The sequence below is a fragment of the Roseobacter sinensis genome, from assembly GCF_025755255.1.
In the GTDB taxonomy this organism is placed as follows: Bacteria; Pseudomonadota; Alphaproteobacteria; order Rhodobacterales; family Rhodobacteraceae; genus Roseobacter; species Roseobacter sinensis.
In genome coordinates, this window is record NZ_JALIEB010000015.1 from 38,929 (window position 1) to 62,594 (window position 23,666).

General features: G+C 62.0%; 21 protein-coding genes. 8 read left to right on the forward strand and 13 right to left on the reverse strand.

All coding sequences use genetic code 11. From position 1 onward, the window contains the following. Positions 1-134: 134 nt before the first annotated feature. The 13 genes from MUB52_RS18565 to MUB52_RS18625 all read right to left on the reverse strand — a co-directional run bounded on the left by MUB52_RS18565 (position 135) and on the right by MUB52_RS18625 (position 14,274). Positions 135-1,538, reverse strand: coding sequence for an aldehyde dehydrogenase family protein (locus tag MUB52_RS18565; protein WP_263845708.1), 1,404 nt, complete (start codon positions 1,536-1,538; stop codon positions 135-137). Positions 1,539-1,577: 39 nt separating this feature from the next. Next, entirely contained in the window at positions 1,578-2,663 is a 1,086-nt protein-coding gene (locus MUB52_RS18570) for a dehydroquinate synthase/iron-containing alcohol dehydrogenase family protein (RefSeq protein WP_263845653.1), read from the reverse strand. Between the two features lie 105 nt (positions 2,664-2,768). Next, on the reverse strand, positions 2,769-4,031 hold the full coding sequence (locus MUB52_RS18575; protein ID WP_263845654.1) for an ABC transporter substrate-binding protein: 1,263 nt from the start codon (positions 4,029-4,031) through the stop codon (positions 2,769-2,771). A 600-nt stretch (positions 4,032-4,631) separates the two neighbouring features. Further along, positions 4,632-4,907 (reverse strand): hypothetical protein, encoded by a 276-nt coding sequence (locus tag MUB52_RS18580; protein WP_263845655.1) that lies wholly within the window; start codon positions 4,905-4,907, stop codon positions 4,632-4,634. A gap of 109 nt (positions 4,908-5,016) precedes the next feature. Further along, a complete protein-coding gene (locus MUB52_RS18585; RefSeq protein WP_263845656.1) occupies positions 5,017-5,475 on the reverse strand; it encodes a hypothetical protein in 459 nt (152 codons plus the stop codon). A gap of 80 nt (positions 5,476-5,555) precedes the next feature. Then, on the reverse strand, positions 5,556-5,729 hold the full coding sequence (locus MUB52_RS18590; RefSeq protein ID WP_263845657.1) for an AMP-binding enzyme: 174 nt from the start codon (positions 5,727-5,729) through the stop codon (positions 5,556-5,558). Between the two features lie 62 nt (positions 5,730-5,791). After that, positions 5,792-6,889, reverse strand: a complete 1,098-nt coding sequence (locus MUB52_RS18595) for an AMP-binding protein (RefSeq protein WP_263845658.1) — start codon at positions 6,887-6,889, stop codon at positions 5,792-5,794. Beyond that, entirely contained in the window at positions 6,886-8,586 is a 1,701-nt protein-coding gene (locus MUB52_RS18600) for a tetratricopeptide repeat protein (RefSeq protein WP_404818250.1), read from the reverse strand. The genes MUB52_RS18595 and MUB52_RS18600 overlap by 4 nt, the downstream gene beginning before the upstream one ends. A gap of 296 nt (positions 8,587-8,882) precedes the next feature. After that, positions 8,883-9,017: a hypothetical protein gene (locus MUB52_RS18605; protein WP_263845660.1), complete on the reverse strand. Its 135-nt coding sequence runs from the start codon at positions 9,015-9,017 to the stop codon at positions 8,883-8,885. A gap of 165 nt (positions 9,018-9,182) precedes the next feature. Further along, entirely contained in the window at positions 9,183-9,671 is a 489-nt protein-coding gene (locus MUB52_RS18610) for a hypothetical protein (RefSeq protein ID WP_263845661.1), read from the reverse strand. 1,530 nt (positions 9,672-11,201) lie between these two features. Continuing rightward, entirely contained in the window at positions 11,202-11,555 is a 354-nt protein-coding gene (locus MUB52_RS18615; RefSeq protein ID WP_263845662.1) for a hypothetical protein, read from the reverse strand. 41 nt (positions 11,556-11,596) lie between these two features. Next, positions 11,597-12,397: a hypothetical protein gene (locus MUB52_RS18620; protein ID WP_263845663.1), complete on the reverse strand. Its 801-nt coding sequence runs from the start codon at positions 12,395-12,397 to the stop codon at positions 11,597-11,599. A 356-nt stretch (positions 12,398-12,753) separates the two neighbouring features. Beyond that, the gene (locus tag MUB52_RS18625) at positions 12,754-14,274 is read right to left on the reverse strand and encodes an alpha/beta hydrolase (protein WP_263845664.1); all 1,521 of its coding nucleotides are present in this window, start codon (positions 14,272-14,274) and stop codon (positions 12,754-12,756) included. 1,337 nt (positions 14,275-15,611) lie between these two features. On the opposite strand from MUB52_RS18625, the gene MUB52_RS18630 reads away from it, so the two are divergent. From MUB52_RS18630 to MUB52_RS18665, 8 genes are all read left to right on the forward strand, one after another. Next, positions 15,612-16,457, forward strand: a complete 846-nt coding sequence (locus tag MUB52_RS18630; protein WP_263845665.1) for a MurR/RpiR family transcriptional regulator — start codon at positions 15,612-15,614, stop codon at positions 16,455-16,457. A 200-nt stretch (positions 16,458-16,657) separates the two neighbouring features. Next, complete coding sequence (locus tag MUB52_RS18635) at positions 16,658-17,629, forward strand: TRAP transporter substrate-binding protein (protein WP_263845666.1); 972 nt, start codon at positions 16,658-16,660, stop codon at positions 17,627-17,629. Between the two features lie 12 nt (positions 17,630-17,641). Continuing rightward, on the forward strand, positions 17,642-18,163 hold the full coding sequence (locus MUB52_RS18640) for a TRAP transporter small permease (RefSeq protein ID WP_263845667.1): 522 nt from the start codon (positions 17,642-17,644) through the stop codon (positions 18,161-18,163). Next, on the forward strand, positions 18,163-19,449 hold the full coding sequence (locus MUB52_RS18645) for a TRAP transporter large permease (protein WP_263845668.1): 1,287 nt from the start codon (positions 18,163-18,165) through the stop codon (positions 19,447-19,449). The genes MUB52_RS18640 and MUB52_RS18645 overlap by 1 nt, the downstream gene beginning before the upstream one ends. After that, complete coding sequence (locus MUB52_RS18650) at positions 19,449-20,135, forward strand: aspartate/glutamate racemase family protein (protein ID WP_263845669.1); 687 nt, start codon at positions 19,449-19,451, stop codon at positions 20,133-20,135. The genes MUB52_RS18645 and MUB52_RS18650 overlap by 1 nt, the downstream gene beginning before the upstream one ends. Beyond that, the gene (locus MUB52_RS18655; RefSeq protein ID WP_263845670.1) at positions 20,132-21,673 is read left to right on the forward strand and encodes an amidohydrolase family protein; all 1,542 of its coding nucleotides are present in this window, start codon (positions 20,132-20,134) and stop codon (positions 21,671-21,673) included. The genes MUB52_RS18650 and MUB52_RS18655 overlap by 4 nt, the downstream gene beginning before the upstream one ends. Before the next feature lie 101 nt (positions 21,674-21,774). Further along, a complete protein-coding gene (locus tag MUB52_RS18660) occupies positions 21,775-22,452 on the forward strand; it encodes a GntR family transcriptional regulator (protein ID WP_263845671.1) in 678 nt (225 codons plus the stop codon). Between the two features lie 156 nt (positions 22,453-22,608). Beyond that, entirely contained in the window at positions 22,609-23,664 is a 1,056-nt protein-coding gene (locus MUB52_RS18665) for an extracellular solute-binding protein (RefSeq protein WP_263845672.1), read from the forward strand. The last annotated feature ends 2 nt before the right edge of the window (positions 23,665-23,666 follow it).

The window sequence follows — 23,666 nt, forward strand, 5'->3', positions numbered from 1 at the left end:
TCCTCCCATGCTTGGCGGCCCCTGTTGTGTTGCCGGTGCTCGCCAAGCCTTCGAATTCAGCCGAGAAAACCGATTCGTGGCAAGGATTCGACGCAAAAAAGAGACTATTCGATACGCTAGGATACAGATCGCGCCTATCCGGGGTGAATGTATCCCGTCTTCACCGTCGTGAAGAATTCCCGCGCGTAGACCCCCTGCTCGCGCTGGCCGTAGCTTGACGCCTTGGTGCCGCCGAACGGCACGTGGTAGTCCACGCCGGCGGTCGGCAGATTGACCATGACCATGCCGGCCTGTGCAGCCCGGCGGAAATCTGTTGCGTGCTTGAGAGAGCTGGTGCAAATGCCCGCGCTCAATCCGAATTCGGTGTCGTTGGCGAGATCCAGTGCGTGATCGTAATCACGCGCACGCAGGACACTGGCCACGGGGCCGAAGATTTCCTCACGGTTGATCCGCATCCCCGGCTCGGTATCGGTGAACAGCGCCGGCGACAGGAAGTACCCCTCCGTCTCCGCCCTCACCCGCTCGCCGCCCGCACGCAGGTTCGCGCCTTCGGACCGGCCGATCTCGATGTAGGTGAGATCGGTTTCCAGCTGGGTTTCGTCGACGACGGGCCCCATCTGTGTCGTCGGTGCCAGTGCGGGGCCGACCTTGAGGCTGCGGACCTTCTCGGTCAGCCGTTCGACAAAGCGGTTGTGGATACCTTCCGTGACGATCAAGCGCGACGAGGCCGTACACCGCTGGCCGGTTGCATAGAAGGCTCCGTCGAGTGCGACGTCTGTCGCCCTCTCCAGATCCGCATCGTCGAGCACGACCAGCGGGTTCTTTCCGCCCATCTCCAACTGGAACTTCCGCTGCCTGCGCACCGACGCCTCGGCCACGCGCTGACCCGTCGCCTGGCTGCCGGTGAAGCTGATCCCTTTCAACTCGGGCGCATCCAGCATCGCCTGACCGACGACGGAGCCCTTGCCCATCACCAGGTTGAAGACGCCCTTGGGCAGCCCGCTCCGGCTCAGGATCTCGGCCAGGGCCCAGGCGCAGCCGGGCACCAACTCAGCCGGTTTGAAAACCACCGTGTTGCCATAGCAAAGGGCCGGCGCAATCTTCCAGGCTGGGATGGCGATCGGAAAGTTCCACGGCGCGATGATACCGACCGGGCCAATCGGTTCGCGGGTGATTTCGACGCTGACGCCATCGCGCACCGACGGAATGATGTCGCCCGTCAGGCGCAGCGCTTCGCCTGCGAAAAAGCCGAAAATCTGAGCGGCGCGAACTGTCTCGGCGATGCCGTCGGAAAGGATCTTGCCTTCCTCGCGACTGAGAAGCGTGCCGATCTCTTCCCGGCGCTCCAGCAACTCGTCGGAGACGAATTTGAGCACGTCATGGCGGATCTGCGGGCCGCTTCGCGCCCAGTGGTGGAACGCGGCATCCGCCGCTTCGATGGCCGCCTCGATTTCCGGACGACCGCCGCTGCGATACTGATCGATGACATCCGACGTGTCCGAGGGATTCACGTTCGGAACGGACTGTCCGCCCGTCATCCAACTGCCGTTGATCAGATGGCCTTTCACACGCTCTCCTCAATAGGCCGCATTGAGTGCCGCCTCGATTTCATCAGCCGACATGGTTGCCGCGCGCGCATCGCTCGAAACGGCCAGCGACGTTTTTCGGACCGCCCGTCTGGTCAGGCCCAGGTCGCGCAGGCGCTTCTGCAGCGGCAGCGGGTCCAGAAACTCCGCGAGGCAGATGTCGAACTCCACATCGACGGGGAACTTCAGGATGTAGCGGACCAGCGCATTCCGATCATCCGAGGCCGACAACGACCGGTCGGCGAAATGCGGCAAGAGGATCCTGTTAAGAACCCCCGGCTGCACGCTGCGATCCACCATGGCCTGGAGCATGCCGGACACGAGTTGGAGAATGGCGACACCTTTCTGCTGGGACATCGCACCGCTGAGCGCGGCCGCCATCAGATCGCGGTACTGCTCCAGCCGTGGTGTGTCCTCCGTGCGCACGCCCGCCAGAACCAGCCGCCGCAACCCCTCGGTTGCGAAGGCGTCGGCGACCGGGTTGAAGGCGTTGACCCCGAGCGACTGGATGCAGCGTGTCAGGGTCGTGGCATAGCAGCTGGCGCGGGTTTCCGCGTCGGTCCCGACCGTGAGCGTCGGATCGCAGATCACCACGCTCGGCGGCACCCCCCGGAACAGCGACGCCCCGCCGGGGTCGGAACAGGGATCGGGCAACCCGTCGATACCGGGTATCACCACGTAGTCGGGCAGCAGTGACCGCCGCCGTTTCAGGCGTTGCTCGGCGCTGGCCTTCGCATAGCGCGCATTGGCAATCTCGACCCGGCATTTGCGACCGAAGGCGATCACGCGCGCGGTCCCAAAGGCGATGAGAGCGTCACATTCGGCAGGATCGACCGACGTTTGGAGCCGCTCCCAGAAACTCTGCTTGGTGTCGTCCGGCGTCGCACCGATGAACTGGGTTGCGGTGCGGTTCGGCAGGCTGGCTCCGATGCGCAATGCCACGTCGCCCAAAGGGTCGCGTTCGTCGTACAGCACACAGAGCGTCTTATGTGCCGCCGCCTCGACTTCACCCCGGAGCGCCTCTTCAAGAACGCCATCGGCGAAATGAATACGGGACTGAAGGTGAATGAGCGTCATGGCAGTCCCTCGAGCGCTTGCACCCACCAGTGGCGGCCCGGCCGTCCTCCGGCAAGGCTGCGGCGGCCCGCCGGGAGTGAAGCGGGCCGCCGGGAAGGTGCGAGATCAATAGCTGGTCTTGCACTCCGGCGTTTCGCGGCTTGGAAGACCGATGGCCGCGAAGGCCTCCGCGTCGATGCCGAGCGTCTGGTTGACGCCTTCCTTCATCGCCACGAGCTGCGTGCCCAGCGTGCCATCCGGCAGCTCGACCACCTCCGAGACGAAGTTGGTGCCGACGGCCTGCCGGTTCTCGTCGAGCGTTATGTTGCCGTTAGGTGCGTCGAGCTCCAGGCCGGTCAGGCAGTCACGGAACGCCGCCTGCCCGTCGGAGAGATCGCCGCTGACGCTGTCCATGCATTGCAACATCGCGCTTGTGGCGTTGTAGTACCCTGTCGCCAGAAGGGATGGCGACGGGAAGCGCTCCTCCGGCGGGAAGGTGTCCTGATAGGCTTTCACGTACGCCTGCCAGTCCGGGTCGTCCCAGGTGTCCGCCTGCGGGCCAGCCGAGGGCACGCCGATCAGCGCGTCCTTCGCCGAGCCCTTGGAGTTCAGCACGGTGCCGTCAACCATGATTGTCCCGCCGATTAGGTTCGCATCGCCGCCCGCCTGCTGGTACTGGTTCAGGAAGTTGACAGCGTCACCGCCCCCGAGACCCAGGTAGATCGCGTCGACATCATCCGGCAGAGCTGCGATGATCGAGCCGAAGTCCTTGGTGCCAAGCGGCACCCACAGGCGTTCGGTCACTTCACCGCCGGCCGCGCAGAATTCGGTGACCAGCCCGAAGACCTGTGTGTAAACGAAGGAATAGTCCTCTCCGACGGTCGCGATGGTCTCGTAGCCCTTTTCATTGAAGATGTAGTCGCCGAGACCAGCCGACCACTGGGCACCATCCATGTTGAACCGGAAGAAGTTTGGGGCGGGGTCGACATAGGTCGTCTCTTGCGCGCCCGAGATGCCGTTGATGAAGGTCACGTCCGGCTGGGTCTTGGCGTAGTCGCGGATCGCAATGCCTTCCGAGCCCGAAAGCGGCCCGATCACGATAGAGACGCCGTCCTGTTCGACCAACTTGCGCGCGCCGCGCACGGCGCTGTCGGGCGTCGTATCGGTCGACTGGATCACGAGTTCCACCTCGCGACCGCCCGCCATGTTGTCGGCCTGCGCCAGAGCGGTCCTCAAGCCACGCACCCCGTCTTCGCCGAGCGCGGTGTAGGTGCCTTCGAGCGTGGCCAGCACCCCAACCTTCAACGGACCCTCGTGCGCCCCGGCCCATCCCATCTGGCTTCCAGCCAGGATCGCGAGCGCCGACGCGCCAATGAGATTCTTTTTCATCGTTTCCTCCCTTTGAATTGCGCCGCTGGGCGGCTGCATCATCATTGGAGGAGCGAATGGCCCCGGAAGTGGATAGCGAGATGTTCTGCGCCGTATCCAGAGGTATGATTTTTTCAGAATTGTCGCGCCGATTTGCTGAGACCCCGCGCAAGGCGCGCGCTACCGCGCACCGGTTCGGCCGGAATGTCGCGCACGATTTGGTGTCTTTCGCGCCCTAACGTGGCGAGACACGACCCAACGGAAAGGGACAGAAATCCGTCGCTGCCTCGTCCAAAGATGGATCAAGCCGTTTGCCTGACAAATGCTGCATCACTGGTTTGCAACTGAGCTTGCTCTGATCAGGTTTGCAGACGCAACGGACGTGTGTTGCGTAACGCGAGAGGTCGGGCATGGGGGCCGTGCTCGAGCGTGCGATGGATGACCACCTGCGCCTGCTTGGGCGTCGCGAACGCGCCTGCATCCTTGACCTGCCGACGAGCATCCCACAGGGACTTTCGATTTATCGGTTGTTCAGCGGTCAACTGGCCTGGATACGGATCGGTTTGATATCGACGCATGCCAACGGAATTATGCCGGATGGGCGGCCCCAAGCCGCCCGCCTCAGCAGGACCGGTCAAGGCAGCATCGGTCTGCATCAGGACTGGACGATTTTTTCGCGCTCAGCAGTTTATCCACCGAACCGATATTGGCGAGCGAGACGATCTCATCCGGCCGTCGCTGGCGTCCAAGCGACTCTTCGAGGGCGAGGATCGGTCGCATATGTGCAAGGCTGGTCCATTCGGCCGACACGCCCCATGCCAGCTCAGGACCGACCGCACCTGGGTCCAAGCCACGCGCATCTGCCATGACGCTTACCGTATCGGCACTATTGAGCATGAACTACTTTGCCTCTTGTTGCAGCCCACTCGTTGGCAAAGAGGCCTTAGACGAGATGATCGAGCCGTTTGTCTGTATGCTTGCTTTCATCTGTTCGCGCAGCACCGCCTCACAGGTGAACCCCATTGCCTGGTAGTTGAAGATTGACGCGAAGTTTCGCCCATGCGGCTTGCCGATCACCCTTTAAACACCGAGCGCTCCGAAGAGAAAGTCGAGGAGCGCCGCGCGCGCTTCGGCCACGACATTCTGCGCCCAATAGTTTCGGTCCCCGATGACAACGGCGGTGATCGACCTCATGCATGTCGATCACCGCCGTGAAGAATCCGATGGGCATGCTTCGCTCTCGGTCCAAAACCAGCAAGAAGAACCTGCGAGTGTTGTTGGAGCCCAGGGTCCAGCGATGTGCCTGCGCGACGGTCATGCGTCGTTGAGGCATATTGGGGCCGACCATCGCATCCTCTTCGGTGAACCAGGTCAGAAATTCATCGGTCACGTCCTCCCGCTCGATTGACCGGATGGTGAAACGAGATGTTTCCGGATCGACAAGATCACCGGGCTGCCAGGTCATCCAAAGACATCCTCAGCGACCCTCGTCCGGTCAAGCTTGCCATGCGCGTTGCGTGCACATGCGTCACGTACATGCACGGACTATGTCTGCGCCTCGGCGAGGATTTGACTTTTGACCCAGACGAGAAGGTGCGCATCGGAGGTTTTAACGTCAGGCTTGAGGATCACGGCCGCGGCGACGGCCTCTCCCGTGACCTTGTCCGGCGTGGCAAAGCAACATGCGGTTGCGACGGCCGGGTGTCGTTCCTTGAGCAAATCAATCTCCTCCGGACAGATTTTGGAGCCCGCCACATTGATCATGTACCGCGCTCGGCCCTTCAGACGGATAAAACCATTGCCGTCGATCGTCCCCATATCGCCGGTGCGGTATCGTCCTTGGTGGAAAACTCTTGTGTTTTCTGAGGGCGATCGAGATAGCCGGTCATCAACGTCGGTGTCTGAAAAAGAAGTTCGCCTTCTCCGCGTCGAAGGACACGATGATCGGATGTCAGGACGGCAGCGGCGCCGCCCCAGAGCCGACCCACGACCCCGTCCTCCAGCGTCATCTCCCTCGAGGACGCGCCGCCGACCCGATTCGCGGCCTCGGTCATGCCGTACATGTTGACGACCGTGTCGCAGCCGCCCCACTCGATCACCCCCGCCAAAGGCCACTCGACAAGGGGGCCGAACCGATGAGGATCCTTTCCAGCGTCGATGGCCTGCCGGACGAGCCACGCAGCGCAAGTTTCCAGAGTGCGGGAACCAAGCTCGTGACGCGGATGTTGCGATCCTGCAGGATCTGGTTGAGGTTGAATGCCAGCACTGGCCCCATATCGGCACCGAGAGGGATCGTCCCACCTACCAGCGATGGGGGTTAGGCGGTTTCCAATCAGCCCATGACCAAAGGACACCGGAAGCGTCGAAAGCGTCGTTTGCCGGCAATCGCGGCCCATGTGCACCTTGTTGAGCGTCACGCGAGCAAGTATCGAACGCCGGGAATGCCCCACGCCCTTTGGCTGCCCGGTTGACCCGGACGTGAAGAGGATCAGGGCCGCGTGGTCCAGCGCTGCACCCCCGTCAGGGCCGAGGTTGGTACTTTTCTGAATTCCGCACGCCTCGAAGCGCCGAACGCGGGCCGGCGCGGTGCTGTCCGGGCCAATCACAAAGCGCGCCTTGCTGAATTCGACAAGCCGCGCAAGCTCTTGATCGGGAAGTTTTGGGTTGACCAAAACTGCGGCGGCCCACAACAGCCAAACTGCGAAGAGATTGACGAAGGAATCCGGTTTTCCCTCTTGCGCGAGGACGGCGTGATCCCCTCGCAAGGCACCGTTGCGCTTCAGAGCAACTGCACGTCGGAAAATTTGGCGTGACGGCGCTGACCCGAACCGGCTGGCACCGCTTTGCAGATGACAAAGGCTGCCGGTGATCCGGATCATTCGGCCATCTCGGCGTTCAGCGCATAAAGGGCGCAGTGTGCCTCTAACTCATCCGCCTTCTTCCGACCGACCCGGGCGCTGTCCAATGCCGGATCCATCGGCAACGCGACATCAAAGGCACTGCGGGCTTTGCGCAAAAGCCCCAAGCCCAAGAACGCATAGCCCAGCATCATGTGTGTTCGCGGCTGGTTGTCGAGCGTACCCAGCGACGCCTGAAGATACGCCAGCGCCTGATGGTGATCTTGGGCCTTCAGGGAGATCGTGCCCAGACCGTTGAGGGCACGGGCCGACGCACCATCGATCTTGAGCGCGCGTTCAAACACCTCTGAGGCTGCGTTGAAGAGACCCATGCGCAGATGAGAGCAGCCCACGTCTGCGAGGATATGCGCACCCTGCATCGTTTTGCCAGCCCCTTGAGCCGCCTTGTCAAATTGCATCTTCGCCGTGCCTCGGTCGTCTGCGGCAAAGGCAGTCCGACCGAGAAGAAGGTCGACTTGAGGAGCGTCCCTACCAAGCGCCCGGACGATATCAAGTGCCGCCTTTGCCTGATCGCACCGGGCGAGTGCGACGTGACATTTGGCCATCAGCAGATTGCATCCACATGCCCCGAAGAGGTCGCGAGGATCTCGTGAAGCGACGCAAGCGGCAAAAAATGATGGCCCGCCATGAGTTGACTCTGCGCGATCTTGAAGAGGCGATCGCAGTTTGCCGCCTCGACCGCCGCTCCGTTGTCGGCGGGTAAAGTGGCCAAAATGTTGCGATGACGCAGATGTGCCATGATCTTCGCTGTCACCATTGCGCTCCAGCCTGCGCGACCGCTTTGCCGGACCACCGTGGCCGGACACGGTGCGCATGGACGAAGCGGCTTTCGAAGACCTTCGGTGAGCGCCCCTCCGGACCCATCCTGCGGCGCCGCAATCCCGAGCAAGGCCAGAATCGTCGGCGCGATATCTGTCGTGAACGCACCCGTGATCAACTGGTCTATCTGCAAGTCCGGGCCTTTGGCGCATGAAGATGCGAAGACCCTTGTGAGCGGCATGTGCATTACCCACCCGCAGCTCAGGCGGGCGCTTGCGCAGCGGGCCGGTGAAATAGCCGTGGTCCGACGTCAGGCGGACGATGGCCCCCGGGCCCGCCAGCTGCAGGTAAGGCGCGAGCATGATGTCGACGTATCGGTAGGCCCCCTCCAGCACCGACCGAAAACGCGCATGGTCCGCCTTCGTCGCCTGCCCCACTCTGGGCGCCATGAACTGAAGAAATGTCTGGGACAACTGATCGACGACATCGAAGTTCACGACCAGCAGCTCCCACGGGCCGCACGACGCAATATGGGTTGCGGCACCGTGCAGCGTTAAGGTTCGGGATAAGGCGTGGGCAAGCACGGTGCGGCAGTCGTCGCTCTTTGTGTCGATTGTGTGCTTGGCATCCAACAAGAGGTTTACCAAATCGCCGGTGACATCTCTGGGGTGCATGCGCAGTTCACTGAGTTGCTCATGCAGTGCCGGGTCAGATACGCAGCCGGGATCGAAGCTCCAGCCGTCAAAGCTGTCGCCATCCGGAATCGCAAAGACATCGCTCATGATCGTCGCACCGGATGAGCTATTCGCTGGAGAGGTTGCGGGCCAGTCAACAGCGGCACTTGCCAACCCGGCGGTCGCGACCACGTCCCAGACCAGTGCCGTTTTCCAATCCGACAACAGGACGGGCCAGTAGCCGTTCCTCGCCGATCAGGAGTGAAAAGACGTGATGCTGATGCGGTGCCGTTCCGGTCACCATGGTGACGGCCGAGGCCGGATAGCTGAGCGACCCCGGTGAAAAAGCTTGCCGGAAATGCCGCCTTCGATCAACTCGGCCAGTCGCGGCACAGGTCCGGCGTCGACGAGCGGATGGATCAGGGCCTAGTCGGCGCCCAGAAGGTTGATCCACATCATCCGATGTCCAGACATGTTCACTGCTCCTTTTCCGAACGATGAACCAAGCCAATCAGCCGAAATCAATGGGACCTGACCCTAGGTCCGATCTCTACCGCGCGGGTCTCTTGTTGCAGATCGGCCAAGCTCGCATGGGGATCATTGATCAGGGCCTCTGGATCAATGTCGTCGGTGTTGACGTTGCGCTCGTCTTTCATCCGGTTGTTCCGCTTCCTAGCTCTATTTGGCCATGGCGCTCGATCATAATTGGCGACAAACCGTGTCAGACGTTGGGAACGGATATGGGCCGCCATCATTGTTCGGAGCGTTCTCGTGGTCGTGGTTGCTGCGACGCCAAGCGTTGTTATTGGTGTGATTGGCCGTCACAGATCGAAGCCGAAGGGCTCGGCCATCTCTCGTGGGTTTTGAAGGTCCATGACAAACCAAAGCAGATTTGCGGTCAGATGTGTGATCTGAGGGCGACCCCAAGCAAAATCGGGGAGTTGTTCCCTACTCTTTTTCCGAAGTCTGGCTTTCTCAAGCGGCGACGCGCGCCAGGTCGACCCAACACTGGCACCGGGGCGAATATCCAAACACTCGTTGATCTTCAGTGCAGCGTTGCCGAAGGCATTCACGTTCTTGAAATCGTTTATTGACGTGAACTCACCAAGATCCGCCCATCCGTCTGATACGTCCAAATCGTCTCCCGCTTCAAAAAACCCTGATCTGCCAGCAATGGCCAAACCGCCGAAGGTCCGCGTGGTCTGCCCGTGGCCGGGGCGCGCCTGAGATATTGGCGACCAGCACAGCCAGCGTCGGCGAGGCCGCAAAAGCGCGGCGGCGGTGAGAGAGCGCAGCCTGATGTCCTCCAAGAACCTGTGCATTGTCTCAGGGTCGGCCCGAGCGGTTGCTGGGCTGTCAGGTCAGCCGAACGACCAAAGCGAGACACATCGGTGCCTTTCGCGAAATCCGGCACCCGGATGCTTTTGCGCGGAAATGGCTGCGCATCTTGTTCAATCGCTTTCCTACGAACTCGCGCTTTTCAAAAAAGAGAGGCTGCCCGGTCACCAACCTGTCGTGTGCATGCGACGAGAAGATGGCTGAACTTGCCTCGCAGCAAGTTATCCGGGGGTCGTTGTTACGAGCGTTGTTGCAATCGTTGTATTGCGGTCTGAAAGTCGTTGTATTTGGCCTTTGGTTGCGGATCGGGCGGTTTGTCACGCGGTGAAATCGTTGGTGCAAGACCGGGGCGATTGCCGGTCGGGCGTCACGGGTCAAAGATAACGTTGGCGGCCGTCAGATCGGCCATATCCACGCCTCTGAGAGTGATCCTCAGCCCCGCGCCACCGTCCATCATTCATCCCCTGCGTCCTCGGCATTCGCGCCGATCTCTCCGTCTGGTGCGACGCAGGCCCGGTCACCGTTCTGACAGAGGTGATTGGGCCGCAGATCGCCCAAGTGCTGATCGCGGTTGAGCGCAGTTCGCGCGCACAGAAAAACGACAATTGTTCCGTGCGTTGCCAATGACAGCGGGGTTGATGTTTTCGATCGAGTTGGAGGCGGTCAGCGTGGACTCGCCTGCGGCGAACCGGCTGACCCCGGCCTCATCAATCTCGCACTCTCTGGTCATGATCTCTGTAAAAAATCATAGCCCTCGGCCGCAATCACACCATGGCCATTGGCCGCTGTCGAGACACCGAAACGTATATCGTCGATGCCGACGTCACATGGGAAAAGGGTTTGTGCGCCGATCCGATTGCCGGAGTCCTCGAAAACCCGGCGCCGGATCAAAAGTCTTGAGGCTGAAGGCCCTGTTCTGGTTGCATAGGCAACCAAAAAGCGATTGCTCTTTAGCCCACCACCCTGGGGCGGACCGCTTCGGGCGTGGAGTTTACCTGCACCGGCGGACCCAGAATTCTGGATATGCTGCTCATGTCAGATATCCCCTTTTTCGGTGCCAATGCGCCATGTCGTTGAGCGGCGCCGGACCAAACGAGAGGCTGGGAAAATCGGTTTACTGAGCAGCTGGCCGGGAGGTGTCAAAGTGGGGCCCAGTGGCGGTTTCGACATCAAGAGCCGCCACTGGGGTCGTGCCTGGGCAAACTACCTGTCCCTACGGGTTAACATCACATGTCGGCGGCAAAATGCGCCGCCAGAATTGGAGCCAGGGCTCGCCACCTTCGATTCAATAGAGAGGTGCCGAGACCTGTGTCATGGGGCGCAGTATATGCGAAGGACCCGGCGCGAAGCGTTGTCACGACCATTGTAGTGTCGTTGTATTTTCGGCCGCGCAGCGTTGTAATTTGCGCCTGTCATGACGGCGAAGCCCAGATCCATGGGCCGCCCGCCATCATGTGTGCTGCTGCCTCAATGTCGCGCCGGTCGTCGTGGTCGGCGACAATTCAGGTGCCACCTGAAGATTTGGCCGGGCGGAGCTGGCTCCGCTCTGGGTCGGGAACGTCCTCATTCTCCCCGCCCGTGACCGTGTCGTTCCCACCGCAGATTGGGGTGGATGGTCCGGCAACAGGCGTCGACAGCTCCGCTTTGACAACAGCCATTTGGAGGTTCCGCGATCTGATGATCCGGTAGACAAGCGCAACCCGGCTGTCATCCAGCAGCTGCGCGCTGATCTCGGCCCCGTCTTCATCGGCGACCAGAAAGTCGTCCCCCACAGCGACACCGGCGCTGTTATAGCGCTGGCCGCGGATCTGCCTCGTGTCCTTGTTCTTCTCATAAAAAAATGATGAAACCGCCATCCCCCAACGAGGCGATTGCCTGACCTTCATTGGTGTCGCCCCTATGGCCGGTAAAGGCCACGTTCGCGCATGATTCCAATGCGGTCCCATCGGCTTCGAAGGGATGGAAGACGACGTCTTTGTCGTGGCCGACGAACTCGAGTGCAGGCCACCACGAAGCCGCCGCCTTTCAACGCCTCAATTGCATCATCGTCGTTTCTGAACGGCTCGATCCCCAGGGACACCCGCTTGATGGTTACACCGCCCGGCGAGATGATCCGGGCTTCGAAACGGACCTCGTCGTCTTCGTCACCCTTGCGGTCGTGCGGCAGCAGGATGTTGCCCTCGGCCAGCATTGTCGATTGCAGGTCGTCATCTTGACCGCGCCGGAACCCGACACCTTGGATCACCTCCGGGTCTCCCTCATCTGAGGCTTGGCGCAATGTGTCCCAGGAGAACAGGACTGACACGCCCCGCCGTCCGATCGAATGCGCCATCCAACCATCGGTTCCGCGCTTGGTCAGGGCGAAATCGAAATGCCTCACCCCTGTCCCGGCAACCGCTTCGCTTCTGCCCCGGACGAAGCTCGCCCGTCCGCCAGCGCTGATGTCAAACACGCCGACGACGGGCACATCGCGATCAATCGCCTGATCCTGATCGGCGAGGATGGCAACAAGGTTCCTTTCCAAACCGATGATGTCGAAGGTTCTGGTGTCGATGCTGTCTGGAAAGAGGAACAGTGCCTCTTCGCCGATGCGGTTGCCACCGAAGCCGAACTGCTGGCCGCGCACGAAGAATGTGGAGGTATTTTGTTGACCGGTCCGGTTCGAGATTTGGGCAACAACGAGGGTGTCGTTGCCCATCACAACTGCTTAAGGGAGGCTCGCCGAGCCGGTTGTATTCGCCCGAAATGCTCCGGTGACGATCTGCGGTGTGGTACTCATTGGTCAAACTCCTTGGACTAGAAACTGGGCGAGGACGGCCCTGGCCACAGCCCTATATCCGCTCACAGTTATCCGAACGCGTAGCGTGGTCGGGACCGTGGTTGTCGGCGTTGCATCGACGCGCAGTTTCCATTGTTTTTGAGCGCCTTGCTGTGAGCTCAGCCGGACACACCTCGATCTGCCGAGATGATCGTCAACTCGGCAATGAAACCGCGGGCGCAATCGATCCTGCTGGAGGGTGTCGCCATGGGATCGCGCCGCAAGTGCAAACCCGGCTAGAGGTCATGCGCTTTCATGAAGTGCCTGACCGCATTCATGGCGGTGCGCCACGCGGGTTCATAGTCGACCAGCACGTGATTTCGGCTCTCCAGAGGCACGAAATGTGCATCGGGGATTCCGGACGCAACTTCGCGACCCTGTGCGAGGGGGATGCGCTGATCGCCCTTCGAGTGCAGCACAATTGTAGGTACCTGGATCTGATCGAGCCTATGGCGCACATCGATGTCACCGAACGCATCCTGAAAGCGCGCGGCGTTTCGTGGTGATGTGGTCTGCCGCTGGAATTCATCGAACCAGGCGAGGTCTTCGACACTGGCGTCCGGCATGAAAGTCTTGGAGAAGATATGCCGATAAGCGGGGTTTTCCGTGCCCCAGGCAACCTCGGTCAGGTTGCGGACCGCTTCGCGCCGCGCCTGCTCTTCCGCGCTCGCCAGATGTCGCCAACCGGCAGCGTAGCTGCCCAAGAGAATGAGCCCCGAGACCCGGTCGGGATGGCGTGCGGCATATTCAATTGCGACCGCGGCCCCCTGCGAAATGCCGAGCACTGGCACGCGTTTCAACTCCAACTTGTCGGCGACGGCTTCAAGGTCTTCCACGAACGCGTCGAAGTCGAGTTTTTCGACGTCCCAGTCCGACAGCCCGCACCCGCGCTCATCGTAGCGGATCAGAGTCCGATCCCGCGCGACTTCGGCAAAACACTCGCCCCAGATCGGGGTCGTCCAATCAAACTCGAGGTGAGTGAGCCAATTCGCGGCCTTGAGAAGGGGGCGCCCCGATCCGATGGACGCATAGGCAATCTTGGTCCCGTCGGCGACCTCGCAAAAGCCGATGCGTTGCGTCCGCGCGCCCTCCGAGCTTTGTCTTGGATGGTCCGGCACTGCGGTCGGTGCCATGGGTCGGTCAGATACACGAAGGCCGGTCCGATTCGGCAGACCGGCCACCCCATCGATGCCGGGTCTGTGTTGGGTTTGGTCGAAGGCTTTCGCGTCGTCCGGGGCAGCATCCCGCCACAGGCGCATCCATTTACCAGAGCCGCCCGAGCGTGTCGCAAGCTGTTCGAGGACTTTTGTCCGCACCGCCTTTGCGTCATCTCGCAGGGCCTCAAGCCACGCCCGAAAACTTTCCCCTCCCGCGTCATCCAGGCCGTCGAGGACGACCTGATCTAGACGGCCCGCCAACTCCTCCAACTCGGCATCCGAAAAGCCGTCGCCACCTTCGCTGAGACGCGTTTGCATGTCCAGTACGTCGATCCACAGCCCCGCACCATCGACGGCCACCCATTCTCGGTCCGCAAGGATCCGGCGGTGGTCGGGCGTATCGACAACCTTGCGCAGTTTGCTCAGCGACCAACGCAGCGCGGCCTTTGGGTCATCCGGAAGCTCCCAGAACAGTTCACACAGGCGCTCACGTCGATGGGGGCGGCGGGTCTCGACCAGAAAGGCCAGCAGGGCACGCGCTTTGCGGGACGCCGGCAGTGGCACATCCGTGCCGTTCCGGACCACACGCAAGCCACCCAATAAAGAGATCTCAAGACTTGCGGGAGCAGAACCCTTTTGTTTCAGGGGTATCAATGACAAATGCAACTCCAATGGTACTGATCAAACGCCAAGCGGGATATCGCCAACTGAGTTTAGCTGATGCCTTACGCTACGTAATCTGACGCAGAAAGCCCATCTCAAGGTCGGCCGGGGAATCGAGGCAAGTTTCTGCCGGCGCAGAGAGGCGATCTGAGGGCGCCGTCGTCTGGTGTTATAGACGCGCCAGATCTTACCGCCAATGCTGTCCACCCTTTGCCGAGCCTAGTCCTCGCTGGGCCGGTGGACGCGCATGAGCGGGAAAGCTATCGGCTTGATGTTGTCCGGCTCAGCAATCATCAGATAGATCCGCGGGCGTGCGCGACAGAGGTTTTCTGATTGATCGAACGCGCGATGGAACGAACACGATCGAGACAGCCGGCGGGTCCGGGGATCTCCTCAGGTTTGAGAACGTCCGAGGATTGGCCTCTAATCCCCGCCTTGACCACTGGCCCAGACCTGCCACCGTTGGTTCAGTGCGCGGCCGCCGCTCTTCACGCGTGATCGAACGGCGTAACCGCCGCGCGCGACGGCGGATTGATCACCACAAAGCGAGGCGAGATCTGTGGTCGTCGATGGCCTCCTGGGCTGGTTGTGACACAGCAAGGCGATACCGGCGCCGTCCTTCGTCACCGCAGGTGCACCGATCTATGCGAACCGTTCGCCGCGAGGTCGCTGAAAGCGATGTCGGACCAGGTGCTGAAAAGCTTGAGGCAACAGCTTGGGCACCACGACAATACGACGCGACCGGAGGGTGCTCTGGGCTTCGGCCCGCCAGAGCCGGACGCCATACCGTCCATCGCCAGAGGCCTCACATGCACCAAAGATCCAATTGAGCGACCCAAGTCGGTCCGATCCGTCTTGGCCATACAATTCGCGGTGTCACTCTTTGCATGGGCACCGATGTCAACGCGCCACACCCGGACATCGCGCGATCGGACCGCGATCATCTACTGAACGCGGCGCGCTATGCGCCGCTGAAACATCTGCGAGACCATTACCGCTTGTCGTCGGTACGCAGTGCGGCATCGCTGGTTGGGGTCCGGGGTATTCCGTCGTCTCCTCGGCCTCACCGTGATACCGCATGGATCTGCTTGCCGATCCCAAGGCAGAAGGTTCCCGACCTCCCACCCCGCCCTCGACTCTCGGTCGTGACTGGGGCCCGTTCGATGCAAGATAAGGCGGCCCCGTTACACGGGAAGACAGAACCCGATGCCTCGCAAGGGCAAGGCATGCAGTTGGCGCTTTACGCGGGACGCCCTGCAAAGCATTTTGCATGCATGAAAAAGACCACATCGCGCTCCTTCATTTCCCGGGTTCGTGCCAGCATGGCCGATCTGCACCCGAGTGAACGGCGCCTGGCCGAGACCGTCCTGAACTTTCCAGGCGACATGGCGGGATACACCGCCTCCGAGGTTGCGGAACTGGCAGGCGTTTCCAACGCGACCGTGTCGCGCTTTGTGCGCAAGATCGGCTATCGGTCCTACGAGGAGGCCCGACGGGCCGTGCGGGACGCTGGCCGGACCGGCACAGCGCTCCTGCGCTTCGGCACAGCGGAGGGCGATCCGGCCCATGCGGTCACAGCGCACCTCGAGCAGTCGCGGCTCAATCTCGAGAAGACCTACAACGAGCTCGATTTCAAACTCGTGGACGACATCGTGGGCAGCTTGCATGCAGCACCCAAGGTCTGGCTCGCCGGATTTCGGGCGGGATACCCGCTGGCCAGCTATCTGGCCTGGCAGATCGGGCAGGTCTTGCCGTCTGTCCGGCTGCTCCCCAAGCCCGGGGAAACGCTCGCGGAAAGCGCGGCGAGCTTCGGCGCGACCGATGTGCTCATCGTACTGAGCCTGCGGCGGGCGCCCAGAACGGCCGCCTCCGTGGTCGAACTCGCTCACGACGCGGGCGTGCATGTTGGCATCATCGGCGATGTGGCAGAGCTCGAGGCGATGCCGGCGCGCTGGCGTGTCGCCTGCTCCACCGCCTCGAAAGGCCCGCTTCTGAATCACACGAGCGTGCTCGCGGTCTGCAATCTGATTGCCACACGCACGCTCGAATTGGCCGGGCCGGAGGGCCGGCAGCGGATGGGACGCATCGAGGATATTCACGACCGCCTTGGAGAGCTGTGACGGCATGAGCTGCAGGCCTGCGTTGTCGTCCTGTCCATTTCCTTTGCATTCTTCGCGAAAGCCTGCCCGTTTTTTGGGCAACGGCATCGGAGCAGCCCAACGATCAACGCAAAGGCTATTTCGCGAAACCTTATCCATGAAAAATGATTTTCGCGTCGGCTCGACGTCTCGGAGTGGTCTCACGATAGGAGAATCGAACAATGACCCGCCATTTGCTGCTTGCAACACTTGCCACTGTCGTGCCGGCCGTCGCCTCGGCACAGGCCGTGCTTCAGATCAACTCGTCCCTGCCCGAGGGCTCCTTCGCTCATGTCTTCTTGCAGGAGTACGAAACCCGGCTTGAAGCCGCCGCGCCGGGCGAGATCGACGTTCAGATCTTCATGTCGAACACCCTCGGCAAAGAAGAGGATGTGCTGCAGGGCCTGTCGCTCGGGACACATCACGCGTCCCTCTCCGCATCGGCTGTCAGCCAGATCAACACGCGCACCGCCATTTTCGATTTGCCCTATCTCTTCGAGGACCGCGCAGCCGTGCAAACCTTTGCGGCAAGCCCTGCAGGCGAGATGCTGGCCGAGGGGTTCGAGGGCTCCGGCATGGTGCTGGCGGCTATGTGGGACAACGGGTTCCGCCAGATCACCAACAAGGTCCGTCCGATCGTCGTGCCCGCCGATCTTGACGGGCTCAAGATCCGCACGCCGACAAACAAGCAGCGGGTCGAGATGTTCAATACGCTCGGCGCGAACGCCACGCCACTTTCGTTTGGCGAGGTCTACTCGGCCCTCGACCAAGGCACCATCGATGGGCAAGAGAACCCCGCGAATGTGGTCGACACCGCCAAGCTTTACGAAGTGCAAGGCTACATGTCGCTGTCGAACCATGTCTACCTGCCGACCTTTCTTGTGTTCGGCGAGCCCTACCTGGCCAGCCTCGACCCCGAACTTCAGGACACGGTCATGACGGTTGCGCAAGACATGGCGGCCTGGACGTTCGAATGGGGTGAAACCACCGATAGCGAGACCATCGCCGCGCTGGCCGACAAGCTGGAGATCAACGAGATCGACTTTGCCGCCTTTCAGGCTGCGGCCGCGCCGCTCTATGAGAGCCCGACCTTCGTCGACGTGATCGGTGCTGACATGATCGCGGCGACGAAAGCATCGCTCGGGATCGAGTAAGGCGCGGGGCAGATGGACCGTCTGGTCACACTGATCGATACGCTCGACCGCTGGATCACAACCGCGCTCGACGGGTTGGTGATCGCCATGGCGGGCCTTCTGCTTGTCCTCTTGAACTGGGCGGTCTTCGCCCGGTTCGTGCTCAACGACAGCGTGTCGTGGGGCGAGGAATTGCCAGCGCACATCCTCGCGGCGCTGACGTTCATCGGGGCCGCTTACCTCACGCGCACCAACGAGCATTTGGGCTTCGATGCCGTGCTGCGCGTGCTTCCTGGCGGCGCCAAACGCCTTGTGACCTGTCTCAACCTCGTGTTGATGGGTGGCTTTGGCGCGCTGATGGCGTGGTACGGAGGCATTGCGGCGCAAAGCTTTCTCGGCCGCATGCTGATCTCGGTGGATCTGCCCGTAACGCTGTTCCGGGGCACGATGGCGCTGGGTGGCGGCCTGATCGCCGCCTTCTGCGCCGTGCGGCTGGTGGGCATTGTGATCGGGCGTGTCGACCCCGACAGCCTCATCCCGGAAAGCGACGCCTGATGCCGTTTGACCCGGCCTGGGCCATCCTCCTTCTGCTGGTCACGCTGCTGATCGCGGGCCTGCCGATTGCCTTCGTGCTGGGCGTCACCGCGGCCACGATGATCCTCCTCGATCCCGCTGTGATGCCGCAGATCATCGGGCTGATCCCCTTCGGCGGTGCCAACAACTACCTGCTGGTGGCCGCACTTCTCTTCATGATCGCGGGCGAGATCATGAACCAGGGCAGAATCGCGGAAAAGCTGATCGCCTTCGCCGCGTCGCTGGTGGGCCACATCAGGGGCGGGCTGGCACATGTCAACATCCTGACATCACTGTTCTTTTCCGAGATCTCGGGCACCGCGACATCGGACGCTGCGGCCATCGGGTCGGTGATGATCCCGCAGATGCGCAAGCGCGGCTACCCGGCAGCCTTTGCCGCTGCGGTCACCTCGACCTCGGCCACGATGGCGATCATCGTGCCGCCGTCGCTGAACCTCATTCTCTATGCCTATGTCGCCAATACCTCGATCGCCGAGCTCTTCGCGGCCGGTCTCCTTCCCGGCATTCTTGTCTGTGGGCTGCTGATGGGGACCGCCTATTTCATTTCGGTCCGCCGCGGTTACCCGACCGAAGGTGCGTTTTCTCTTCGGCGCGTGGCCGAGACGGGAAAGGACGCCGCGATCCCACTCACCCTCCCGATCCTTGTTCTGGTGGGCATCCTCGGCGGCGTTTTCACCGCGACCGAAGCAGGCGCCATTGCCGCCTTCTGGTCCATCGTTCTGGCCGCTCTGTTTTACCGCACGGTGCGGCTGGGCACGCTGATCGACACCCTGCGCGTTGCCGGCAAGCGCTCGGCCATGCTGATGTTCATCGTCGCGACCTCGACGCTGCTGGGGTGGTATCTCACGAACCAGCGCATCCCGCAGGACATCGCTCAGGCGATCCTCGGGATTTCCGACAACTACTGGATCGTGTTGCTCGCGATCAACCTGTTCTTCTTACTGGCCGGAACGATCATCCACGGCACGCCGGCGATCCTCATGCTGGTACCGATCTTTCTGCCTCTGGCAGATCAGCTGGGCATTGACCGGGTGCATTTCGGGCTGATCCTGACGATCAACCTCGGCATCGGTCAGCAGACGCCGCCCGTCGCCTCCGTCGTGCTGATCACCTGCGCCATCGCCAAGATTTCCATCGCCAAGATCATCCCCTCGATGCTGTGGTTCATCGGCGCGATGCTGGTCGCGCTTCTGCTCATCAACCTCTTCCCAGCCATCTCGCTCTGGCTGCCCTCGGTGATCCTGTAATGCGTCTGCTCATCGTCAATCCAAACACCTCGGCCGGCGTGACCCGGCGGATCGCGGACGCGGCGGCGGCGGTCGCCCGTCCAGGCGACCGGTTCACCACACGTCCGGCGGCGTTCGGACCGGAGCTGATCGTGACCGCCGAAGACGGCGCGGAGGCCGCGCGCGGTGTGATTGAGACGATCCGGCGCGCGGGCGAGACACCGGACGGGATCATCTTGGCCTCCTTTGGCGACACCGGCGCCGAGGAAGTCCGCAAGGCCTGGCCCGACATCCCCGTCATCGGGATCGCCGAGGCCGCCTTTGCCGCCGCGCGGCGGATCGGGGGGCCGTTCTCGATTGTGACCTTCGCACCTGAAGTTGCCCCGCCTTTGCGTGAAAAGGCGATCCAACACGGGGCGGGCGACGCGCTTTTGCGGGTGGCGGCACTCGAGGACCCTCTGCAAGGCGATCCCGCCGACGTGGCAGAGACCCTCTTCGCTCCATTGGCGGCACTTTGCGCAACCTGCGCCCGGGACGGCGCGCGCAGCATCGTTCTCGGCGGTGGACCACTCGCAGGGCTGGCGAGCCGCATTGCGCCGGAGTGCCCGGTGCCCGTCATCGACGGAACGCAGGAGGCGATTGCGCAACTGCGCGCGCGCGTCGCAGGGACGCCCGCAGACCCCACAACCCGCAGGTATCCGGCATGAGCGCGCAGATCATCACCGCGCGCTGGATCGTCACCGGCACCGACGACGATGGACAGACTCGAACGCTCGACGATGCGGCGCTGGTTCATGATGCCGGTGCGATCCTCGCTGTTGGACCAGCCGACGAGATCCGGCAGGCCTATCCGCAAGCGCAGGTCACCTCTTATCCGCGGCATCTGATCATGCCCGGGCTTGTCAATGCGCACCACCATATCGGGCTGACGCCGCTGCAGATGGGTGCGCCGGATTCGCCGCTGGAGCATTGGTTTGCCGCCCGCCTGGCAATGCGCAAGATCGACCCCTATCTCGACACGCTCTATTCGGCCTTCGAGATGATCGCTTCAGGTGTCACGACCGTTCAGCATATTCAGGGCTGGGCGGTCGGGAATATCGATGCGGTGACCGGGTCCGCCGAGGAGGTGCTCAGGGCTTACGACGACATCGGGATGCGTGTCTCCTATTGCTATTCGGTGCGCGAACAGAACAGGTTCGTCTACGAGGCGGATGAAGCGTTTTGCAACCGTCTTCCGCCCGAGGTCGGGCGCGCGATGGCAGCACATCTGGCCCGTGTCACGATGCCGTTCGACGATTTCATGGCACTGTTCGACCGGCTGATGGAGACGCGCAGATCCGCCCGCGCGCGGATCCAGCTGGCGCCTGCGAACCTCCACTGGATGACAGATGACGGGCTGCTGGCGATGCAGGAGAAATCCGCCGCCGCGGGTGTCCCCATGCACATGCACCTGCTTGAGACGGCCTATCAGAAGGAATACGCCTTTCGCCGCACGGGCACGACCGCGGTCCGGCATCTGGAACGGCTCGGGCTTCTTGGCCCGCATATGACGCTCGGACATGGCGTATGGATGACCGAGGAGGATGTCGAGATCTGCGCCGGCACAGGGACCTGTATCTGCCACAACTGTTCGTCGAACCTGCGGCTGCGGTCTGGCGTGCTTCCGCTCATGGCGCTGGTGCAGCGCGGCATGACCGTCGGGCTCGGCATAGATGAAGCCGGGATCAATGATGATCGGGACATGTTGCAGGAGATGCGCATGGCCCTGAACCTGCACCGGTTCCCCGGCATGGACCCCGCCGATGTGCCCTCCCCCGGCCAGATCCTGCGCATGGCCACAGAGCACGGAGCGCGGACGACTGCCTTCGGAGCCGAGATCGGCCGGCTCGAACCGGGACGGCGCCTGGATGCCGTGGTGTTCGACTACGACCGGGCAACCTACCCCTACCAGGATCCCGATATTGCCCCGGCGGACGCGCTGATCCACCGCGCGAAATCAAAGGATGTGCATCAGGTCATCGTGGAGGGCGAGGTGATCCTGGAAGACGGCCGTTTCATCCGGATCGACCGTGACGCGGTTCTCACGCGGATCGCCGAGGCCCTGTCCCAGCCCCGGGACGAAGATGAGGTCAATCGCCACAGTCTTCGCGACGCTGTCTTCCCGACCGTCAAGGCATTCTATGATGGCTATCTTCGCAAGACCGCGGATCGCACGCCGTTCTATAAGACATCCTCCCGCCGGTAGCTTGGATGGCCCGCGGCTGCCTTGTGGCAAGAGATTGACGCATGGGCTGCATTTCGGCATGACCTTGCAACCCGTGGTGTTAACGAGCGACGTCGATCCAGATGCAGAGTCCGTCCGAAAAATCCGAGGCCGTGGCAGAACGGGTCGCCGCAATCCTGCGCGACCGGATCGTCAAGGGCGAGCTGGCCCCGCGCGACCGCATCGTGGAACGCCGCCTGTCTGCAGAGCTGCATGTGTCTCGCACGCCGGTGCGGGAAGCGCTCAAGCTGCTGGAGGCCGATGGCCTGATCGAGATCACGCATCACCGCGGTGCGCTGGTGTCCGAGTACCGGTCGGAAGACGCGGTGCGGCTCTTCGATGTGATCGCGGTTTTGGAAGGCCTCGCCGCGCGGCGCCTGGCCGAACAGATGTCGGCGGCCACCTTGCAGCAGCTTGAAGACTTTCATGGCCAGATGCTGGAGCATCATCGTGCAGGCCGATCCGAGCAGTACTTCGACCTCAACACGATGATCCATGACGTGATCGTGGGCAACTGCGGAAATCCGGTTGTCGCCGACACACACCGCCGGCTCATCGCCCGGGCCCGACGCGGGCGGTTTCTCGCGATCATGGATCCTGAACGGCTCGACCAGGCCGTTGACGAACACCAGCAACTGATGCGGGCGCTGCGGGCAAGTGACCCGTCCGCAGCCTCGGACATCTGGGAAACACACCTGCGTCATACCGGCGATACGCTCGCCGCGCTGCTCAGCCGCCATGAGGCGGAGAACGCGCAGTGATTCCGCGTAGCCTGTAAATTGAACGCAGGCGCATATAGCGCCTAAACTTCCAGCATTTTATGGGTTTTTGACTCGGTGACCTCTTGGAAAACAAGACTGGCTTAAAATGGCATGCCATTTTTGGCCTGAGTTTACCGGACTTCAGGGGGAAGCAATATGAAGCTCACGTCAAAGGGATTACTCAACCGTCGTTCTGTCTTGAAAGGCTCAGCCTGCGCGGCGCTTGGCACGGTCGCGACGCCCGCGATCCTGCGGGCCCAAAGCTCGGAAATCGTCATCGGCTGCGCCGGATCGCACACCGCCTGGATGGAACAGATCGTGGCGCCGCACATGAAAAAGGCAATCGGCGCCGATATCCTGTTCGAAGGCACGAAATCTTCGGTGAACCTGGAAAAGATGGCGTCGAACAAGGACGCGCCTTATCTCTCGGTTGTTCAGATGGACGACCCGGTCATGATCCAGGCGGTCGAAGCCGATCTTCTGGCGCCAATCGCGGCCGATGCAGTACCCAACATGACGGATCTGCGGCCTGGTGCCGTGCATATGGACGGAATGTGGTGCAACTATGTGCAACCCTGGGCGGGCGTGGCCTACAACACGGACTTCCGGTCGGGCGGCGTATCGTCCTGGACCGACCTCTGGGCGCCGGAAGCCGAGGGCCAGTTGATCATCCCGTCGCTGCAGAACACCGAAGGTATGTGGACCTTGTTCAGCGCTGCGATGCTCGGGTCGGGCAAGCCCTTCTCGGAGGCGCAGTATGAAATCGACGCGGCCTTCGAGAAGCTCGAAGAGCTCAAGCCAAACCTGCTGTCCGTCTACACGACCATGAGCCAGGCCTTCAATCTGCTCGAGCAGGGCGAGATCACCATGCTCGCCGGCAACTTCTCGTCCTACACGCTGCCGCGCAAGGCAACCGGCGTTCCGGTTGATCTGGCCGCACCGTCGGAAGGGATTTTTGCAATGCCGTCAGGTATTTGCCTGGTGAAAGGCGGCCCGAACCCCGAGCTTGCCGCCGCTTACGTGAACGAGATGCTGGGGCCCGACATGCAGGCTGCAATCGCCGATTTCGCGTCCTCTGTGCCAGCGAACACGACCGTGACCGCCGGTGCCATCATTCCCGAAGGCGTTCCGATCTACTCGCCGGATTGGGCCTTCGTCGCGGCCAACCGTCGCGCCTGGATCGAACGGTTCGACAAGCTGATGGCGCTCTGATC

Bases quoted from the DNA above. Each gene is read 5' to 3' on its own strand.
- MUB52_RS18620 (WP_263845663.1), bottom strand. From the start codon at position 12,397: ATGGGCAACGACACCCTCGTTGTTGCCCAAATCTCGAACCGGACCGGT.
- MUB52_RS18565 (WP_263845708.1), bottom strand. From the start codon at position 1,538: ATGACGGGCGGACAGTCCGTTCCGAACGTGAATCCCTCGGACACGTCG.
- MUB52_RS18660 (WP_263845671.1), top strand. From the start codon at position 21,775: ATGCAGAGTCCGTCCGAAAAATCCGAGGCCGTGGCAGAACGGGTCGCC.
- MUB52_RS18595 (WP_263845658.1), bottom strand. From the start codon at position 6,889: ATGATCCGGATCACCGGCAGCCTTTGTCATCTGCAAAGCGGTGCCAGC.
- MUB52_RS18605 (WP_263845660.1), bottom strand. From the start codon at position 9,017: ATGAAAGACGAGCGCAACGTCAACACCGACGACATTGATCCAGAGGCC.
- MUB52_RS18640 (WP_263845667.1), top strand. From the start codon at position 17,642: ATGGACCGTCTGGTCACACTGATCGATACGCTCGACCGCTGGATCACA.
- MUB52_RS18665 (WP_263845672.1), top strand. From the start codon at position 22,609: ATGAAGCTCACGTCAAAGGGATTACTCAACCGTCGTTCTGTCTTGAAA.
- MUB52_RS18580 (WP_263845655.1), bottom strand. From the start codon at position 4,907: ATGCTCAATAGTGCCGATACGGTAAGCGTCATGGCAGATGCGCGTGGC.
- MUB52_RS18645 (WP_263845668.1), top strand. From the start codon at position 18,163: ATGCCGTTTGACCCGGCCTGGGCCATCCTCCTTCTGCTGGTCACGCTG.
- MUB52_RS18630 (WP_263845665.1), top strand. From the start codon at position 15,612: ATGAAAAAGACCACATCGCGCTCCTTCATTTCCCGGGTTCGTGCCAGC.
- MUB52_RS18585 (WP_263845656.1), bottom strand. From the start codon at position 5,475: ATGACCTGGCAGCCCGGTGATCTTGTCGATCCGGAAACATCTCGTTTC.
- MUB52_RS18655 (WP_263845670.1), top strand. From the start codon at position 20,132: ATGAGCGCGCAGATCATCACCGCGCGCTGGATCGTCACCGGCACCGAC.
- MUB52_RS18650 (WP_263845669.1), top strand. From the start codon at position 19,449: ATGCGTCTGCTCATCGTCAATCCAAACACCTCGGCCGGCGTGACCCGG.
- MUB52_RS18635 (WP_263845666.1), top strand. From the start codon at position 16,658: ATGACCCGCCATTTGCTGCTTGCAACACTTGCCACTGTCGTGCCGGCC.
- MUB52_RS18570 (WP_263845653.1), bottom strand. From the start codon at position 2,663: ATGACGCTCATTCACCTTCAGTCCCGTATTCATTTCGCCGATGGCGTT.
- MUB52_RS18615 (WP_263845662.1), bottom strand. From the start codon at position 11,555: ATGGCGGTTTCATCATTTTTTTATGAGAAGAACAAGGACACGAGGCAG.
- MUB52_RS18575 (WP_263845654.1), bottom strand. From the start codon at position 4,031: ATGAAAAAGAATCTCATTGGCGCGTCGGCGCTCGCGATCCTGGCTGGA.